Origin of the sequence: Anabaena sp. WA102 (assembly GCF_001277295.1) — a bacterium.
In the GTDB taxonomy this organism is placed as follows: domain Bacteria; phylum Cyanobacteriota; class Cyanobacteriia; order Cyanobacteriales; family Nostocaceae; genus Dolichospermum; species Dolichospermum heterosporum.
The window spans coordinates 440,434-460,419 of record NZ_CP011456.1 but is presented as its reverse complement, the minus strand read 5'-3'; the positions used below and the strand labels follow the sequence as shown (position 1 = coordinate 460,419).

16 protein-coding genes are annotated in these 19,986 nt (G+C 38.7%); 2 read left to right on the top strand and 14 right to left on the bottom strand.

The features are described 5' to 3' along the window. Positions 1-215: 215 nt before the first annotated feature. Positions 216-1,124 carry a S66 peptidase family protein gene (locus tag AA650_RS01830; protein WP_053537728.1) on the bottom strand — a complete coding sequence of 303 codons (909 nt, stop codon included), beginning with the start codon at positions 1,122-1,124 and terminating at the stop codon, positions 216-218. Further along, complete coding sequence (locus AA650_RS01825; protein WP_053537727.1) at positions 1,117-2,139, bottom strand: DMT family transporter; 1,023 nt, start codon at positions 2,137-2,139, stop codon at positions 1,117-1,119. The genes AA650_RS01830 and AA650_RS01825 overlap by 8 nt, the downstream gene beginning before the upstream one ends. 160 nt (positions 2,140-2,299) lie before the next feature. Between AA650_RS01825 and AA650_RS01820 the strand changes: the two genes are divergently transcribed. Continuing rightward, positions 2,300-2,779, top strand: coding sequence for a molybdenum cofactor biosynthesis protein MoaE (locus tag AA650_RS01820; RefSeq protein WP_053537726.1), 480 nt, complete (start codon positions 2,300-2,302; stop codon positions 2,777-2,779). A gap of 310 nt (positions 2,780-3,089) precedes the next feature. Here AA650_RS01820 and recJ read toward each other — a convergent pair whose 3' ends face one another. From recJ to def, 5 genes are all read right to left on the bottom strand, one after another. Continuing rightward, positions 3,090-5,402 (bottom strand): single-stranded-DNA-specific exonuclease RecJ, encoded by a 2,313-nt coding sequence (gene recJ, locus AA650_RS01815; protein WP_053541158.1) that lies wholly within the window; start codon positions 5,400-5,402, stop codon positions 3,090-3,092. Positions 5,403-5,479: 77 nt separating this feature from the next. After that, positions 5,480-6,286 (bottom strand): PD-(D/E)XK nuclease family protein, encoded by an 807-nt coding sequence (locus AA650_RS01810; RefSeq protein WP_053537725.1) that lies wholly within the window; start codon positions 6,284-6,286, stop codon positions 5,480-5,482. A 77-nt stretch (positions 6,287-6,363) separates the two neighbouring features. After that, on the bottom strand, positions 6,364-6,513 hold the full coding sequence (locus AA650_RS29255) for a hypothetical protein (protein ID WP_335337412.1): 150 nt from the start codon (positions 6,511-6,513) through the stop codon (positions 6,364-6,366). A 210-nt stretch (positions 6,514-6,723) separates the two neighbouring features. Further along, positions 6,724-6,927, bottom strand: a complete 204-nt coding sequence (locus AA650_RS01800; protein ID WP_027403670.1) for a hypothetical protein — start codon at positions 6,925-6,927, stop codon at positions 6,724-6,726. 12 nt (positions 6,928-6,939) lie between these two features. Next, the gene (gene def, locus AA650_RS01795) at positions 6,940-7,503 is read right to left on the bottom strand and encodes a peptide deformylase (RefSeq protein WP_027403669.1); all 564 of its coding nucleotides are present in this window, start codon (positions 7,501-7,503) and stop codon (positions 6,940-6,942) included. A gap of 391 nt (positions 7,504-7,894) precedes the next feature. Between def and AA650_RS01785 the strand changes: the two genes are divergently transcribed. After that, positions 7,895-9,016, top strand: coding sequence for a ferrochelatase (locus AA650_RS01785; protein WP_053541157.1), 1,122 nt, complete (start codon positions 7,895-7,897; stop codon positions 9,014-9,016). Positions 9,017-9,209: 193 nt separating this feature from the next. Here AA650_RS01785 and AA650_RS01780 read toward each other — a convergent pair whose 3' ends face one another. The 7 genes from AA650_RS01780 to AA650_RS01750 all read right to left on the bottom strand — a co-directional run bounded on the left by AA650_RS01780 (position 9,210) and on the right by AA650_RS01750 (position 19,790). Next, complete coding sequence (locus AA650_RS01780) at positions 9,210-9,818, bottom strand: hypothetical protein (RefSeq protein ID WP_053537723.1); 609 nt, start codon at positions 9,816-9,818, stop codon at positions 9,210-9,212. An 8-nt stretch (positions 9,819-9,826) separates the two neighbouring features. After that, entirely contained in the window at positions 9,827-11,188 is a 1,362-nt protein-coding gene (locus AA650_RS01775; protein ID WP_053537722.1) for a restriction endonuclease subunit S, read from the bottom strand. Positions 11,189-11,191: 3 nt separating this feature from the next. Then, complete coding sequence (locus AA650_RS01770) at positions 11,192-11,842, bottom strand: Uma2 family endonuclease (protein WP_053537721.1); 651 nt, start codon at positions 11,840-11,842, stop codon at positions 11,192-11,194. 3 nt (positions 11,843-11,845) lie between these two features. After that, positions 11,846-13,882 (bottom strand): N-6 DNA methylase, encoded by a 2,037-nt coding sequence (locus tag AA650_RS01765; protein WP_053537720.1) that lies wholly within the window; start codon positions 13,880-13,882, stop codon positions 11,846-11,848. 294 nt (positions 13,883-14,176) lie between these two features. Beyond that, positions 14,177-14,632 (bottom strand): DUF29 domain-containing protein, encoded by a 456-nt coding sequence (locus AA650_RS01760; protein WP_053537719.1) that lies wholly within the window; start codon positions 14,630-14,632, stop codon positions 14,177-14,179. Positions 14,633-14,717: 85 nt separating this feature from the next. Then, positions 14,718-17,585 carry a zinc-dependent metalloprotease gene (locus tag AA650_RS01755; protein ID WP_053537718.1) on the bottom strand — a complete coding sequence of 956 codons (2,868 nt, stop codon included), beginning with the start codon at positions 17,583-17,585 and terminating at the stop codon, positions 14,718-14,720. 144 nt (positions 17,586-17,729) lie between these two features. Beyond that, entirely contained in the window at positions 17,730-19,790 is a 2,061-nt protein-coding gene (locus tag AA650_RS01750; RefSeq protein WP_039202383.1) for a ribonuclease catalytic domain-containing protein, read from the bottom strand. Positions 19,791-19,986 lie beyond the last annotated feature (196 nt).

Below are 19,986 nucleotides of genomic sequence, written 5' to 3'. Positions count from 1 at the left end.
CTTGCGTCACTCTAATTCTTCCTTCTGACTTGCTGAGAAAGGGCGCAGGCCCTGCGCCCCTACCTCCTCTACCTCCCCTACCTCCTCTACCTCCCCTACCTCCTCTACCTCCCCTACCTCCTCTACCTCCCCTACCTCCTCTACCTCCCCAACCTCCTCTACCTCCCCAACCTCCCCTGCTTGCCTTCACCCCTCATTTTCGGGTTGACAGACTACTAGCTCAATATCCCATTGTCTCCATCTAGGGTTACTTTTATACCCACAGGTAAAGCAGCATTGGGGCTATCATGACCAAAGGGGAGGTTAGAAACTATGGGAATACCCAAATCACCCAAGCGATCGCGCAAAACTTCCTCTATAGTAAAACTAGGTATGTGAGGTGGGGCTTCACACTTGGTAAACCCTCCCAAAGCAATACCACGAACTTTAGATAAAGCCCTGCTCAACCGCCACTGTGTCAACATTCTATCAATGCGATAAGGTGTTTCTGTGACATCTTCCCAGGCTAAGATGACACCATCAAGGTTGGGTAAAATCGGTGTTCCTAAAAGATGGGTAGCGACTGTGAGATTACCAGGAAGTAAGATTCCTGTAGTTGTACCACCACCCCAACCACAACCTTTTAAAGGTGCGATCGCCCGACCTTCTACTATGTCCAATAACCGCTTGATTGACCATTCTGGCTCATTGGTTAGGGTAGTCATGACGGGACCATGTACACTGGCAATTCCGGCGTTGTAGAGACTCCAAAGCAGGGCTGTGATATCAGAAAAGCCAATTAACCATTTAGGGGTAATGGTATTTTCTTGCCAAGTCCAATCTTCTAAAATCCGGGTGCTACCAAAACCACCTCTCGCGCAGAGGATTCCCTGACATTCGGGATCTTGCCATGCTGTGGCTAATTGTTGACGACGGTGGGCATCTGTACCAGCTAGATAACCATGTCTATCATTGAGATTGTCGCCAATTTTAATCCGATAGCCGTGCGACTTCCAAATTTCCACACCTTGATTAAAAGCTTCAACTTCTCGCAATGCACCACTGGGGGCAATGACGCGCAGTAAATCACCGGGTTTGAGGGGTGGGGGTAGGAGGGTAGATTTGAGATTTTGAATGTTAGACATCAAGAGAATTACTGGCGGTTGTTAAATTCTGAGTAGATGTGGTATTTGTATCGGTGATAGTAGGTTTCTGATTTCCGCCGATATTTTCCCGTTGGTTAATTAAATAAATACTGATTAAGGTAAGAAAAACCCCAAACCATTGAATAGTAGTCAGGACTTCATTGAGAAAAATATAACCAAATATTAAAGCAAAAACGGGTGTGAGAAAAGTCAGAGAACTTAAACTGGTGAGATTACCACTAGAGGCAAAGTAGAAAAATAATCCGTAAGCGATCGCACTGCCAAATACAGTAGCATAACCTAATCCCATCCAGTCCGATAGGACAAGATTTTCCCACTGTTGAGATTCTAATACTGAAGAAATTCCCCACAAAGGCAAGCCACCGATAATCATGTGCCATCCTGTAGCCGTTACCGGATCTGCATAGCGGCAAACAAACCGAATCATCACTGTTCCCACAGCCATTGATAAAGCGGCGAGTAACATTAATAACTCACCACTATTAAATAACTCTTGCCAATTATCTATGGAAGTAGTGATCCCCGCCTCAAAAAGATGGAAAATCCACTCTTGGGGTAAACCAATCAGACTAATTCCTGTAATTCCCAAACCTAACCCCAACCATCCCCATAAACCAATATGTTCTTGAAATAGCCAGAGTGAAAGTAAAGCGACTGCTAAGGGTTGGGAGTCTATCATCACCGAACCTAAGCCGGCATTGGTTCTGACTAAACCTTCGGCTAAAAAGCCTTGAAATAATGTACCATCAACCAAAGCAAATATAATAATCCACAACCATCCTAACCAACTTTGAGGTTGGGGTTTACCCATGAATGCAGCCACTATGAGAATTAATACTCCCGCAGGTATCAATCTGACTCCAGCCATAAATAGGGGTGTAGTATGAGGAATTACGCCTTTCATTGCCACCATTGCTGTACCCCAAAGGAAAAAAGGAGCAATTAATAGCAGATACGCAAGGGGATTTTTAGATCCACTGAGTTGCACTTGCATGAGATAATTGTGGTTTTTATGAATAGTTGAAAAAATTAGTTTAACTGATTTTACGGTTTTTAAACTACCCACACTATAAACTTATAGAATAATTATTAAACGCAGATAAACGCAGATAAACGCGGATGAATAAATTTGAGGATTTTTATGAGGAGAATGTATGATTACAACTAAACCCAGGGTTGAAGATAGTTTTGGGATTACATTAGCTCCATTGTCTGTGGAAGAAATCTACAGTAAAGCAGATAATCCTGCTAATGGTGCTGTGGTGCTGATGAGTGGTATGGTTCGTAATCAAACTGATGGTAAGTCTGTGGTAGCTTTGGAATATCAGGTTTATGAACCGATGGCTTTACAGGTATTTTATCAAATTGCTGATGATATTCGCCATCAATGGTCTGATGTGAGTCGGGTGGTAATATATCATCGCATTGGCAGATTATTAGTTGGGGAAATTAGTGTGGTTGTGGCTGTGGGTTGTCCCCATCGTGGTGAGGCTTTTGCCGCTTGTGAGTATGCTATTGATACACTCAAACATAATGCGCCAATTTGGAAAAAGGAACACTACAGCTTGCTAGGTGAAGATGGTTCTCCCATAGCAGACTCTAGTTGGGTATCTATTAAAAACTGTAACCATTAAATAGGGGCAGAAGTTTGAGAACCTCCACCCCTACCAAACCCGTTACCTGTTAAGTAGGTAGACAAAATTAATGATACAGAAAAATTGGATTTAGTGTAGGGGTAGCACCCCCGTGCCTACCGCGATATTTGGGGCTTAATTAAAGGTTTTTACTGATGTCCGCAATTAATTGATCTAGTTCGCTGATTTCAACTAATATATCAGGGTCACTGAAGGATTTCAGAGCATCGGCTGTTCTTTGTATGATAAAAAAGTCCAGCTTCTAGCCGTTTTAAGTATAACATCCGTCAACCCAACTTACGAAATGAGATTATTCACCAATCATGGCAATAATAATAGATAAAGGCACATGAAAAAAATAATCTTGTTGAAATTGTTCTTCTCTGACTGCGGCTAAAAATTTGTTAATAACATGATCTGCTGGTTGGTAATGATATGTGGAATCCCAGATTATTTGTAGATGATTATCTTGACGTTGGATGATAAATCCTAAATGTTTTAATGCTTGAAAACCCAAATATAGGGTTTGATCACTAATACCTAGTTTCTCTAAAAGTTGGACTTGGGTAACAGGTTGATTTTTTCGACTCAGGTATTTAGAAATGCCTAATAAAGTTAACCAAATGTCCTTGGGAGTTAAATTATGGGGTTTTTTCCAAGCAATAACTAATTGTTTTTTCTGATTTAGTGATTGCTTTACCCACAAACGTAAATTATCCCAATTAGTAGGGCAATCTTGCATAATTAATAATGATTTTTCTGAGGTTAGTTCGGTTAAATTTTCCTGATTTCGCCAATCTAAAATTAATGCTGAATTTTTGGTTTTTAATTCACTTTCCGTATTAGGACGGACGGCGATTAATCTAATTTCATAACGTTTTTTAAAGCTGTTAAAATCAATTTCGGCAATACAATCACATCTACCAATAGGCAATTCTTCTTTATAGTGTCCCCACCAAATCCCCGGAAACGGATTGTTGGTAGAATTATCTCGAATATTGAAGTCAGTTTTAATATATTGGATTTTATTTCCTTTTAAATCTTCTTGATTTTTATGCCAAGAATTTTCAAACCAACAGTTTTTGATTAATAATTTGGGGATAGGATTGCCCATTCCACAGGGTTCTAATAGTTTTAATTCTAAAAATAAATCTTTGCCTAAATCGGCAACTGTCACCACCAAATCAGCTTGCACTGTTGGAGTGAGATTTATTCCTCCTAAAGATTGACGTAATTTCTGGTTAATGGCGGCTGTAAATAGGGGAATATTTTCTACTAATAAACTCAAACCCGCAGCAAAGGGATGTCCTCCAAAACGATGTAATAAATGGGCTTGTTCTTGAACTAATTGATATAAATCAACGGAGTTAATGGAACGGGCAGAACCTCGTGCTAGAGATGGGCTAGAATCCGTCTTATTTTCTTTTGCTTCTGTACTTAACAAAATTGTCGGTCGCCCTGTTTCTTGGGCAATTTGTCCGGCAACCAGACCTAAAACACCACCTGCCCATTGAGGATCTTCTAAAACGATGACGCTGGTGGTTGATAAGTCTAATTGACTGAGTTTTTTAGTAACTTGGACTTGGACATCTTTTTGTAAAGATTTGCGACGGGAATTAGCTAATTCTGTTTCTTCTGCAAGTTGTTGACAACGCTGCATATCTCTACTGGTTAATAATTCTATACAGAAACTAGCATCACCATGAATGCGACTAACGGCGTTAATGCGGGGTCCCAAACCAAAGGAAATATCTGTGGGGCGATCGCCACTTTTCTGGCATAATTCTAATAATTTCCCCACTCCTGGTCTTCTTCTGGCTGATGGGATTTTTTTAAAGTCTGTGTGTAATTGTTGAATTCCCAACTGTGCCAAATAGCGACAATCACCACTTAATTGGACTAAATCGGCAATTAATCCTACTGCTACTAAATCTAATAAATCTGTTAATGGATGTTCGGGAATATCTGGCAAACTTATATATAATGCTTCCACCAATTTATAAGCAACTGCCACACCAGAAAGATGATATAAAGGATGTTCTTTTGCTAAATAACGCGGGTTAATAATGGCGACAACCGGGGGGCGTTCTGGTGGTAATGTATGATGGTCAGTCACAATTACATCTATCCCTAAATTTTGGGCATAGATGATTTCTGAAATATTTGTACTGCCTGTATCACAAGTAATAATTAATTTACAACCTTGGGCGGCTAAATTATCAATTCCTGGCTGATTTAAACCATGAGATTCTATTAAACGATTGGGAATATAATAACTTAATTGACGATGTTGCTGAAAAAATTCACCTAAACCATCCCATAATACCGCAGTCGAGGTAATTCCATCGGCATCAAAATCTCCCCAAATAACAATTTTTTCTCCTGTTTTCCCCGCAGTTATTAACCGTTGTACAGCCAAATTCATTTCTTGTCCAAATTCAAAAGAATTGGCAGGTTGATAACTTTGATAATTAATAAAAGCCGCTAACTTTTCTTGATCTTGAATTCCCCGTTGCCAAAATAATTGAGCAGCAAAGTTACCACCTGTTGTTGGTACGTATTTTTTCACTAATTCGATAAACCAATCAGGAGGTTGTTCCGTTCCTGTTAAAATCCATTCCATTTTAAACCACATTCTAACTTCTGTATTTCTTTCTTTGCGCCTTTGCGCCTTTGCGTGAGACAATCTTATTCATTAATTTAAAGTGATACTTCAGCAATATTTTCTAAATTAGGAAATTGCTGGTTAATATCTTCTGTTGCTTGTGTGATTTTTTGACGTTGACACCTCATGGCATATTGACAAGATTCACATATTTTCTGGGATTTGGCAATTTGGGGTAATGATATATTATTCTGATAATCTTTTACCCATTGTGTGAGATTGTTTAATAGTTGATTTAATTCCTGTGCTGTTTTCTGATGTTCTTTCTCATTATAACAAAATTTAATATGTTTAGTTTGCTCTTTTGATTGCACAAACCAGTAGGTTAGGGAAATATTTTCTAATAAATAGTTGCTAGTTTCTGCCATGACGTACAGATAAAGTTTTGTTTGCCAATTTTCAGCTAATGTTGCTCTTTTTGGTGGTTGGGGATAGGTTTTCCAGTCGAGAATTTGAGATTGATTTTGGTCAGCAATTAATAAATCATAAATGACAGTCAGGAGATAATTACCAATTTGTAATGTTCGATAATGTTCGCTTTCTCGAAAAGTTTGATTATGAATATTAGTTATAAATATTTCTGGAGCAATTTTGCTAAAGTCAGTCATCCAATTTTGTAATTGAGGATCTGCTTGTAGTAATTTATTAATAGGTAAATCCATTTCTCGCTGCTGCATAAGCAAGTGAAACCGACTACCTAAAATTTGATATTCTTCGTGTTTAGGATCTAGAGGAGTATTTAGTTGTTCTAAGTAGCTATGTTGGAATCTACGGGGACAAGCTGCGAGTAAGTTTAGATGTCCTTGGGAAAGTCGGAGTATGGGGGTAGAAGTTGGTAGCATGATTCTATTTTATTGATCTAAATCCAAAAATAAAGATTCTATGTCCTGACTTGCCCCTACAGATAGAATATACTCCATTATTTTTTATTCTCACGAGCAATTCTAATTTTTTCTTGTAATCTAGCCATAACAACATCACTACTAACCACTTCACCTCGGTCAATTTGGGCAAGTCCTACAGCGACTTTTTTGCGTGTTCCTTCCATTCCTGATCCTCTTTTTTCCACTCCGATAACACTTTAAGTGCTTTAATTATCACATCGTCGGCATTGGTATAATGACCTGTGGCAATATAGGACTGGATCAGTTCTTCAGTTTCTGGTTTTAGTTGAATTTTCATGATTTATAATCATCAATTACTTAGTAAAAAATAAAAGGTAAAAGGGTGAAGTGTGCATTCCTCATTCATCCTCTTACCTTTTTCATATACCTGATGCTTATCCTATATTATCTCGTGCATCCCTCACTGCGGCAATAAAAAAGAATACGGTGAGAGGAATGCTCAAAGCTAGGATAATGGCAGTGGTTGGGACACCAAAATCTGGTTCTCCATAACTCAATTCAAAAACTGAACCAACAGCGGCGATCGCTGCAACACAAGCACCACCTAAAAATAAACCGCTTTTTGGAGTTAAATACACTACTAGACCACCCTATACTACTGGTTTCACTGCCTGATACGAGAAGCCATTTTTAGATAACTCTTCGTTTAAAGTCAAGGAATTTTCTACACGATCTACAAATACCACACCATTAAGGTGATCCAATTCGTGAAGAATACAGCGACCGAGTAAATCACCTGCTGTTAATGTTTGGGGACGACCATATTCGTCTTTATAGGCGATTGTTACCACTTCTGGACGTTTTACATCTAGAAAGACATTAGGAATACTTAAGCACCCTTCCTGAGCCACACAGAGCTTACTGCTAACCTGTTTAATGGTAGGGTTAATTAACACTAATGGCGGATGATTGGGTTGATCTGGTTCGCAGTCAATAACGATAAGTTGTTTATTGATGCCAACTTGAGGTGCAGCCAAACCAATGCCATCTGAGCTATACATAGTTTGCAGCATTTCGCGCACTAGTTGGCGGAGTTCGTCATCTATTTTAGTAACCCGCTTTGCCGGTTGACGCAAAACGCGATCGCCTAAGTAGTGCATTTGCAAAGGTGGATTTTTTAATTTTTTCTTCTCGACAGCAATATCAGACGGCATGGTTTTTGATGGCTTGATAGTGAACAATATATTTTAATTCTATCGTTAGTGGGGAGTGGGGGGGTGGGGGAGTTGGGGAGTGGGGGGAGTGGGGGGAGTGGGGGGAGTTGGGGAGTGGGGGGAGTTGGGGGAGTGGGGGGAGTGGGGGGAGTGGGGGGAGTTGGGGAGTGGGGGAGTTGGGGGAGTGGGGGGAGTGGGGGGAGTGGGGGGAGTTGGGGGGAGTTGGGGTAGGGAGCCTTTTGCACAGGTTAATTTATTCATGTAGATGTGTATTTTTGTTTTTATTTTTATCCCATCCCCCTGGATAGGATATTATGCTACAAATTGATAGAGATAATCTAGTAATTGTCTAGGCTTGTCTCTCTGTTTTGGTTATCTTGAGGAACTCATTGTGGTTGCAACCCCCGAAAAACTGCACGCTACCCATAGCCACGATCATCTACCCAGTAAAGACCGTGTAGCCGTGTTACTTATGGGCTATGGCGAAGTTGAAAGCTATGAAGATTTTGCTAACTATAACGAACAAGCTTTAAATTTACTGACGGCTAAATTCGCTCCTGTTCCCACTTGGATTTATCCCCCTTTAGCAAAGCTTTTGGCATTATTCGATCGTCATGAATGGGGACACACACATCATGATTTTATTTCCCCTCATAATGCCATTTTTGAAAGACAAAGAGCGGGTATTGAACACGAATTACAACATAAATGGGGTAATGGTGTTCAAGTTTTTAAAGCTTTTAACTTCTGCGCTCCTTTTTTACCAAACCAAGTTTTAGCCGAAATTAAAGATCAAGGCTTTAGCAAACTGCTGATTTATCCATTATTGGTTGTTGATTCCATTTTTACCAGTGGTATTGCGATTGAACAGGTGAATAATGCTCTGGTAGAATTAGCTGATGGTGATGAACATTGGATTAAAGCCCAAAAATACATTCCCTCGTTCTACAATGAGCCAAAATATATTGATTTAATGGCGCATTTGGTAGAAGAAAAAATTCATACTGATTTGGCTACAGGTTATTTACCTTCGCAAATTGGGATTATCTTGATGAATCATGGTTGTCCCCACAAAGCGAAAGGCTTTACCTCTGGGATTGATGAAAGTCAAGCCATGTATGAGTTAGTCAGAAGTAAGTTAATTAACAATTACCCATTAATTTCTGTGGGTTGGTTGAACCACGATACCCCATTAATTGAATGGACTCAACCAAATGCTACCCAAGCTGCTCAAAATTTGATTCAATTGGGTGCAAAGGCATTGCTATTTATGCCTATTGGTTTTGCTACAGAAAATCATGAAACTTTGTTAGATGTACATCACATTATTCATGATTTGGAAAAACAACATCCAGATGTAGATTATTTACAAATGGCTTGTGTTAATGATGATCCACAATTTTTAGCGATGGTTGCTGAATGGGCAAATTCACATATTGCAGAGTTGATGGAAACTGAAGGTATGGCTGTTAATTCCCAATCAGCTATTACTCACCACCATCACCATCATTAGGTAATTAGGGCGGTTAGAAACCGCGTCTACACAGGCAAAACCCACCTGCGTGGGTTGAAAATATTTAATTTTTTATTAGTCCATTTCGGTGGACTTTTTTTGTAGTGTAGCAATGTCAGACTTTGGCGTGGGTTTTAGTTGGGTTATGTCAGTTGGGAATCATAGAGTAAGAAGACGATAATACCTTTTAGTTTTATGGAATTCCCACATCATTCAAGCATTCATCAACTAAAGGAGTTTGCATCCGAATAGCAATATACCAGTAGTCCCTAAGTCCAGGTTGTATTTGTCTTCCATTAACCCGAACCTTTTCATCCTGAGTACGCCAACGCTTTTCTCTCATTCTATTTTCAAAAGGTTCTCTTTTAGAAACGTCTCCATCTAAAGAATAAAGATGAATAATTCGTAAAGCGCATTTAAGTCTCACAGAAAACATACTTGTTGAAGTGCCAGTCCAGCAGTGATCTATTACTTTTATTACATCTAGAATTGCTGTGGCGCAGTGCATTGGATCAATGGTTGATGCTGCACTCGCGTGTTGCATATTATTTCTTGTATTGCGATAACCTACAACTCGTATTTTTAAATCTGCGGGTAAAAGGACACCTGGTGCAGTACAAGCATCATGAAAGTTACAGGCCATATTAAATCTATAATCATCCTGTTTTGCCTTTGTCTTGCACGTCATCTCTACAAGATTATCGCAAAGGATAAAAGCAGCCCTTTCTCGATGTCGAACTCCTGAAAAGTAAATTTCTAAAACTGATTCAAGAGCATCAATGATTTCAGGAGGTGTAGACATTTTGAAATTTAACCCCCTAATATTATTTGTTCAACTTGGTGTTTGGCTTGTTCTAACAAACTTTTAGCTTCTTTTAGAGTTTTTTCGGCGGCTCTTATCTTTGCTTCAACTTCATTTTGTAAATCAAGAGATACTATTGGGATAATAATCTTCTCCAGACAATAATAAGGTAGAGCATCACGAGTTGCACCGTATGATTCTCTATCAGTTTGTAAAAGTCCGGCTTTAGAGTTGAGAAATACTGATAAATAGTATGGATTAATTTGATTATTATGTATTCGTAATCGAACACTGTGTTGATTCATATTAGCATCTATAAGACTATCAGGGATAACAGCAGCAGTTCCAATCCGCCCAGTAATTGTTATCAAAACATCTCCTGGTTGAAGTTGAGAACGTTTAAGGATGCGATTATGAATTTTTTTATCAATGTAGACAACATCATCAAGATTTAAAAGATTTTTACCTATATTTTGAATTCGTAAAAAAGGAATTCCTTTTTCTAAATATTTTGCTCCAGTGGGAGTAGCACCGTTAGAAAAACTTGCGATATAACCTAATTTACTGTGAGGGATATTGTGAAGATAATTTATTAAAACTGTATATTTGGGATTATAATATTCAGCATCTAAGCGATCGCTCTCTACAGTCTCACTAAAATTTGCTACATAACTTTTCTGTGTAGAGAGGTCGAGGTTATCTAATCCAAGTTCATGAAGTAATAAAGCCTCAGCTTGAGCATAAATTTTTTCACTATCTTTATAACGATTGAGTGCCGCAAGCACTTTTTCTTTAACTTTTCTTTGAAGAATAGATGAAATAAATGGTATCTTCAGCCTTTTTAGTCCTTCTAAATTAATTCTCTGCTGTATTCCTCCTTGACTTTCACGTTCTCTTAAGGCAATACCTATTTTGGACTCAAGATAAGCTGCTATGAAATATGGATCAAATGCTGACTCTTCTTGAAATCTAATAATTGCTACTGCTCGATTTGCTGTCATTATTTCAGAGTTTTCAGGCACAATAGCAATATTACCAATTGTTCCCATTATTGATAATAAGATGTCATTTGGTTTAATATGTGAACGTTGAATAGTTTGAAAATACTCTTCAGAGATATATATAGAATCAGAATTATCAATCTGAAAATTTTGCAAATCTTTAGCCCGTAAATATCTTTTTCCTGAATCAAAAAGTTCAGGCATTACAGCATGATCACCATCAGAAATTAAAGCAACAGAACCTAGCTCAACATAGTTTTGCTTCTCTAAAGATGAAGAAATCTGTAGATAGAAAGGTTGATAATATTCTGGATCTAGCCGAGTAGAACCTTCCAGTTTCGATTTGAGAACCACACTCCAAACTGCCAAAATTTAACCTTCCTTTTGCTGAAACTGGTTTAATAACCAAGCGCCAACTTCAGATTGACTCATTTCACGACTACGGCGTAAAGCTTCCTCTAAAATTGCAATTACTAAACCAGGAAATACCTGTGATTCTCGAATACGTTTACTACCTTGATCTGCCATAGCATAAGCGATGATTTGGGCATTTTGGACATCTACCACCCAATATTCAGCAACACCTAAATCTTCGTAGAGAGTTCGCTTTGTCCCCAAGTCATCAAGGAGAGAAGATTTAGCAATCTCAATCACCAAATCGGGTGCAGGATATAGATCAAGTTTGATAATACCTGTACCAGTGGGGATAGATTGGGCGCGTTCTCGCAAGTAATAGGCCACATCAGGCTGACAGTCCTGAATACCAGTTTTACGAAAGGTAGTAGTGTCTAAACCTGTAGCTAGAATCCCTCTAATTGTCGCAAATAGAGTTACTGCAAAAATAATTACAACATGGTCTTTACCATGATCAAAACTAACTGGTGCCATTTCCAGCCTCATATACCCTTTATAGTAGTAACTCTTCGCTTTTTCGTTGAGCAAATTGATAATTATCTGCTCATAATCTGCCCAAGAAGTGTAAATCCATGTATCTGTGGGTAACTGGGTTTGTAACTCAATCATTTTCTAACCCTCCCGCCAAAACGAAAATTTTTGTTTCTTTGCAAAATCTATAAATGCACTTCCAATCTCATCCAAATCATGATCAATAATCATGTGTCCATGATCATCAATCCTTGGTCTGCCGTCTTTCCCTGGTTTGTAAATATACTCACCAGAGTTATCTTTACCACTATTTTCGCTGGTGGCAAAAAATATAGGATAGTCCTTAATTTTAGGACAGTAATGTTTAGAATTAGGATCATCATCCCACTTTTGGAGAAATAAAACACTGGTTTTTGTGCCAGTATGTGGCTTAAAAGTATTTACGTGCAGTCCTACCACTGCTAAAATTCTGGCTCGCTCACTAATCCAAGTCCGCACATGAGCATCAGTAATATTATTAAACCGTCCTTGAGGAAGAACAATTGCCATTCGTCCCCCTGGACATAAAAATTCTAAATTACGCTCAATAAATAAAACATCTCGACTTTGTTTCGTTTGCCAATTTCCTGAATCTTCATAGCGTTTACTCTCAATAGCACCAGCTTGTCTTTCCCGTTCTTCTGGATCAGCTAAAGCATCAACATCAATCGCTTTCCACTTTTTAGCAAGTTGATATTGATACAAAATTTTACTATCTACAATATCTCCTGCAAATGGTGGATTAGTCATCAGCACATCAAAATTGAAGTTGCGGAAATTTTTCTGATTCCAGTCATCATCTGTACGATTATCAAATCTTTTTAAATGGCGGCGTAGTGCAACTCGTATTTCGTCACTCCAATTTCTTGGATCAAGGGTATTGGCTCGATAAACATTAGTTTTGCCATCACCCGCAATCAAATTCAGTGCTTTAGCAACCTTTACACTCCGAGCATCAAAATCAATACCATATACCATTTCACTCGCATATTCTGCTTGATCTTTAGTGGGTCCATCTGATGTCATTTCCCCACCCCAAACGTGAAAAATAGTATGAACTGTAAACCCACAACTGCCAGCAGCCGTATCAATCATATACTCTTCCCATTTAGGATTGAGCATTTTCACACACATATCAATCACATGACGGGGAGTAAAATATTGCCCTTTTGCTCCCTTGTAAACTTGCGTTACCAAATATTCAAAGGCTTCATCAATGACTTGTAAGTTGGAATTAAACAGTTTAATGTCTTGCAAAAACGAAACACACACAGCTAAATGATCGGGTGTTAAATCAATGTTTTCTCCTGGTAGAAAAACACCTTGCCATTTTTCCCTAGCTGCATGAAATAGGTTATTAATTTTGTCATATAATTCTTGACGAGTTTCACCAGCAGCGCGAAATTCTACAACTTTACCTGGTCGTCTTTTTGCTTGTGCTTCATCGTAAAGCTTGGCATAAATTAATTTAAATACTTCTTCAAATTGATCAACCCCAGCGTTTGCTAAAACTAGGTTTTCCAAATCTAAAATTACATCACGTAAAGATAGGCGTTCTACAACCAGTTTGTTACGTTTCTCAAGCTCTTGGAGGGTGACACGCTCGTTGATGACTTCAGCTAGTGTTTGGTTTGCATGAGGTAAATCAGAAATACTGCGGTAAATATTTGGATCTTCCCGATGTAAAATAACAATTTCACTGCCATTTGTCCAAACTGCAATAGGCGCACCTTCAGCATTACAGTAAGATTTTAGTTGTTCTAGACCATCTCGACGCTTTGGCTTCTTAACTTCAATAATAATATATGCTGTATTGGGATGATCCTTTTCAGAAATGACGATATCTGCTCGCTTATCCCCCACGCTAGAGCCAAAATATACACCCTTTTCTACGGCAATTCTAGCGGTAGGATAACCATAGGTATGAATTAAGCGATATAGAAACAGTTGGCGGACAATTTCCTCTGGTTTAGCTGGACGTTCCTTAGCATCTACGAAATCGCGCAGATACGGTTTCCCTTTTTTGTCAAAAATTTGAAGTGCTGGAATTTCTTTATCTTTATCAAAGATATCGAGAGCATAATCAGTAGATTTGAGGATATCAATTAATGTATAAGTTGGATTAGTTTTATCTGTCATGAATGTTAATTTTGAGCGTCAAAGTCTCCTTATTATTAACCCTAAGCACTGAATTATTAACTCAAAAGCTTTAGTTTCAATGCTCACAGTAAGACAAGAATCATAACATAAGTTACATCTCTTTTAACTCAAGTATCTAGCTTTTCACTGAATTTCTTAACCTTGTGTTCATATTTTCAGTACGAAACGCTACATTAATTGTAAGATAGCGATCTGCTTGTAGCAGCGCTAGTTCCCTCCGAGACGCTCCGCGAACGCTATCGCTCTTTTTTTCCTAAATCATTTTCTTCTTCTTCAATCTGGGAAGAAGTCAGATTTTATCACCATATCAACATCAAAGAGACATTCAACCGGAAAAACACCAAGAGATAAACCAGTTTCCGATGATGCTAAATCTCTAGCTTTTTGATAACATTCATTAAATACTTCTAAAAAATAATTCTTTAAACTAGGACTATCAGCAAAATCATCCTCTAAGCGGTTGCGATGTTCCTTAATGGTTGTACGCCAACTGTTTGTATGTTTGTCTGGTTGATACTGCCATTTTAACAGGTGCATCAACAAAATTCGTAAATTACTTTTAATTGATTTCTTATCATTATTTCCCATACTTGCTACTTCAGCAATTAGATTTTTAATATCTAATTCATCAAATCTTTTTTGTTGCAATAATTCAATGGTTGAATTAACCCATGAATTAAAATCTTCATCATAGAGAACAGGAGATGAGGTGGTTAATGTCGTTTTCACAAATGCCTCGTGTTTCTCACATAAATTACAAATTGGGGTAATTCATCAATTACTCCAATTTTCCTTATTATACGCTAAGTCCACATCAATTCCCTACCAATGGTGCATTTAAAGTCTTCTCAATGCGATCGCGTGTTTCTAATAAGAAAGCCTGAGTATATTCATCTTCAGAATTTACCCGTTTTAATTTACTATTTAACTGCTTGAGTTTATACCAAGCTAAAGTTCGGGCATCTTCAGGAACAGATTCCTTTCGCAAGACCATTCCCATCATTATTTCCAGGTATTCCCGTTGTAAACCTCTCCGCAAACTAGAAATTTGTAATTTACCTTGGGGTTGCAGAACTTCCGACCAAATCCCAGATTGTAAAGTATCAAATAATTCTGGCAAGGTGAGAGATTTTCCTGGTTCACTTTTTAATTCTAAATCCTTGAGACGAGTGAGGCGATCGCTTGCCAATAAATCCCGCAACACGGCAGTCTGCACCAACAACACTAAATCATGAATCGGATAATCTAACCGTCCTTGCTGAATACTAGTCCCCCAATGTAACCACCGCGAAGGTACTAACTTATTCAGTAATTCCGGGGGAAATTTCAAAGCATCTTCCGCAAAAACATAATTTTGCATTGTCATCAATGCTTGTCGCTGTTGTTCTACCGACACAGGAACAAATGGTAATTGTCCTTTAGTATCACTTGGTTTAACTCGGTAAAAAGACTGACCACCAATATATTTACTGGTATAGTATAAATTCCGTAAATAATTCCTCAAAATACTATTGAAACGCTCTTCTACATCGCTGGAACTCTCTTCATCTATAGTATATCCCTGATTTAATCGTTCCCACATCCGCCGCGCATTAGCCAATTGTGACTGAGAATAAACCAATACATTACCACTATGATCCCAAGGATTCACAGTGGGATCACTATTAGATAAATCCTCATCAGGAGCATAACTCAATTCCCGTTGATTAGATTGTCCTGCAATTGCCGCTAAAAACGACTTTTCTCCCAGGGTAGTTGTTGCTTGACTAGGACTATAACCATACTCAATTGCCCATTCATCATAAGGTCCCACCTGATTGGGAAAATAATCTCCCTGCTTGACACCATCAGGAGCAATATTAGGAGGAATATAATCCATAACCGATGCTGTCATCCCTTTAGTCCGGGTAATTTCTGAATTATTCATCTCAACAGGAGAGAGTAAGGTACTACCCCGGAAATTATGCCGTAAACCCAAAGTATGACCAACTTCATGGGTAATAATTAAACGTAAATATTGATGGATATAATCTTTTAACTCCTTTGGACTTGGTGGACTATTTCCTAACATAGAGATTGCCAAAGAACCAAAAGCTAACTGATTAGATGCTTCCATGCCGTAGCATAAATCATAATTTGTCGCCAGTTTAGACAAATTGCCTAATGATTTGGGAGATTTTTGATTACCTTTGTCACACAAACGCCCATTGTTAACTAATGCTGATAAAGAAGTGCGAGTTTGTGAATTTTGAGGTTGAATAATTTGCCGATAATCATTTTTTAACAACCGGACAAAACTACCATCAATCAAAATATCTGCATCTAGAATTTCCCCAGTTAAGGGATTAACACGGGATGGACCCATCGCAAAAAAACCATCCACAGTATTAATCCAACGGATAGTATTATAGCGAATATCTGCCGGGTCCCAAGTAGCATTATCGGGCATTTGTTGGACTTGAATAGCATCCTTAAATCCCGCTTTCAAAAAGGCTTGATTCCACATCAAAACTCCCTCTTTGATAGCATCACGATATTCTAGAGGCACAGCATTATCAATCCAAAAAACAATCGGTTTTTTCGGTGGAGAAATTGCGGCTGTAGGATCTTGTTTTTCTAAATTCCAGCGATTAATATAACGAACAAAAGGATCTCTCCGTTCATCTTTAGATAAATCTTGATAAGCTGTGAGGAAATAACCTACTCGTTCATCAGCTAACCGAGGTTGATATTTACTTTTTGGTAATTCCGATAAACTATAATGCACCTTTAAGGTAAAACCGCGACTATCAGGTAAAACATCCGAATTATTGCCTTCATACTTACCCGCATTAGCAAAATTGAAAATCGCTTCGAGTTCTAAATTACCGGGAAATACTTTCGCATTACCAAGATAAGCTTGTTCGGGACTAGCAGCTAATTCTAAATTACTAGCTAATCCGGCTAAGTCTGTAAGTAATAAATCACCTAAATCAATAATAATGGTTTTTCTTTCTGAATGAATACTTTTAATAGGAATAGTGTAAAGCACGGAATCACTAAATGATCTAGCTACTGATTTGGCTTGGGGATCTCCTTCACGAGTCCGAAAATTGACATTACGAACCACAAACTGGATTTGATTATCTATCTTTTGAAAATAGAATAAGAAGTCTTGTAATGGCATTCCACTATAAATACCCTTTTCACCAATTCCTGATTCTAAAGTTGAAGTTGCAAGAAAGTTTTTTTGGAGTTGTTCTGGTTTAATTTCTAGATAAATTTTATTTTTATGCTGATGACGATAAATAGTAAAGATTCCCTCTGACTTTTGAGTATCTTTGATAACCTCTGCAAAATCTTCCAATTCATCTTCTTTCGGTGATTTAGCATTAGATTCAGGCTTAGTTTTCGGTTTCTCTGTTTCCTTCTTAACTTGGAGAAATGGCTGTTTACCAACTTCCTTTAAATCCTTAAATACCCAAACAAAATTTTGTTGTTTGACCTGATGATTCTGATCAATAACTGCTATTTTTGAATGTGGCAGTTTTAATTGTTGGGAAATTTCATCCACATTAGGGGTTTTTCTTTCTATTCCTATATCTGAATTACGATGATTATTTATTAATGATTGAGCGTTAGCAGTTCCTATAGATACAAATAGACTATTTAAAAAAATGAGAGATAAAGTAAATTTATTCATTCCCAAAGTTCCTAATAATTATTACTTGATAGAGGGATGAAATTCAAACTCTTACTCTCTGCGACTCTGCGCCTCTGCGTGAGAGATTATTTGAAAAGTTTTTGGCGAATATAATACAACTGCGCCACGCCAAAGGCGAACGCCTTAATTTGTAACCGATTGGGCTTCCTGATACATAATTTCTTGGAAATGAATCATATCTTTTTGGGGATCAGCCAAACTAACTTTCACTAATAAATTTTCTCCCAAACTGACAGAACGCCGGAAGGACATAGGCAACTGTAACCCCAAATCTTCTAGTAAAATTAGTGCTAAATTGCTATCCTCTCGTAACCACATTAATACTGTCACCTGCCAAACTTGTTCAGGATGACGACGTAAATATTCTAAGGCGTAATATCTATTAGTTTGTCGTTCCACCATTGTTGCTTCTTGGGTGGTACTCATGACTGTCATCATCACTTCTTTGAGTTGTTCAGCAGAGAAAGGTAAACCTTCACCGCGTAAATGTGCTTTCAGTTGGAAGTGGGTGAGTAAGTCGCTATAACGACGAATGGGAGAGGTTGCTTGAGTGTAGGTATCTAAACCCAGCCCAGCGTGACGCATCGGTGTAATGCTCATTTCACTCTTAGGCATACAGCGACGCATGGCACAGGAACGCACAAAACCAGCGGGGAGTTGCAGTAATTCCTCGTCTGGGGGTAATTCTGGTTGGGGTTGACCACGAAAGGGGAGAGGGATATTATGGGTTTGACCATAACGCGCTGCTACTTCGCCAGCAAGAATCATCATTTCTGCGACTAATTGGCGGGATGAAGAATCATCTAAAACATCAATATTAATATTATCGTCTTTGACTTTGATCATGGCTTCGGGCATATTGATACTGATAGCGCCTTGACCATAACGCCAATTTTTGCGGATTTTTGCCCAATTAGCGATCGCCTCAATTTCCGGTTCAGCCTGTACTCCCAACTCCAACATCTCATCAACATCCTCGTAGGTAAGACGATAGGTAGGCTTGATCAAACCAGCGTGGATACAATAATCTTCAACCGCCCCAACTTCATCTAAAATCACCCCAAAGCTGAGGGCGCAACAGACCTTCCCCTGTACCAAACTCATGGGACCTGTAGCCAACACCTCTGGAAACATAGGAATCATCCCCGTCGGTAAATAAACCGTACTCCCCCGTTTTCTGGCTTCCAAATCCAACTCATCATCCGGTATTAGTAACCGGGTGGGGTCAGCAATATGTACCCATAACCGTTGCTTACCATCTGGTAATACCTCCCAACTCAAACCATCGTCTATTTCCGTAGTGCTTTCATCATCAATGGTGTACACCTTGAGATGTGTAAGATCAAGACGGTTTGTGTCCAAATCTGTAGGAGGAAAATCCCAACGTTTTTGCGCCACTTCTAATACCTTTTGCGGAAATTGAACGGAGATTGATGAACGGCGCAGAAACAGATTCTCATGGGAAGTCCACCAACCCAAATCTATCAAAAGTTGAAATGCCGCCTGGGGCGTAGCAGAACGTCCCAGCATATTCATAGTTTCTAATACTGGGGCTGAAGGCGGACAAGCACGAGCTAAAGAGTCGTAATTTACCTTGAGCATGACAACATCAGCTAACAAAGTCGCATACTTTTCTATGGCTTCTAAGCGTTGGCGGTCTAGTCGTTGCCATTCTACTACTTGTCCCTGAAGTGCCTGTTCTACACGGGCTAAAAATTCCTGCTGTCCCCTGGCTTTTTGGGATTCTACTTCAATCTGGTGTTTGCGTTCTGCTACTTGTGCCGTGCTGCGGGGTTCGTAAGCGTCTCCTTTTTGTTTGAAATAGAGTTTATCCTCCGATAACAAATAATGGGCTGCATAACACTGAGGAAGCGTGGATTCCGAAAATAATATATTTGCCAATTGGCTAGGAGTGACAGTTTCTCCATCTTCAATGAGTAGTTCCCACGCTATCTCTAGACTTGATGGATCTAGATAAGGTTGGACTTGACTTAAGAAATCAGCGATTTCGCCTGGTTTATAGGTTTGTCCATTCACTGTGTAGGTAAATTGGCGAGGTGCAAGACTGTGGGATTGACCACGTTCATCTACTACAAACCAACGAGTTTTACCGTCTGGACGATCCACCACTCCTAGACGGCGATCGCTTTGAACCCTAAATTCAACTAACGTCCCCTTATCCACAACTGTCGCACTTTAATATTTTTAGATTTTTAGACTGGAGATTGCGGATTAAATAACGGGTATTTAATCCTTTATTTAATAATTTGCTATGAAGAATGCTATCACCTTTGACAATTTCATTCTCAAATTTAGCGATATCGTACCATTTTTGAGAATGAATTAATTAAATGTTTTTGGCAATTTCCTAACATTAAAT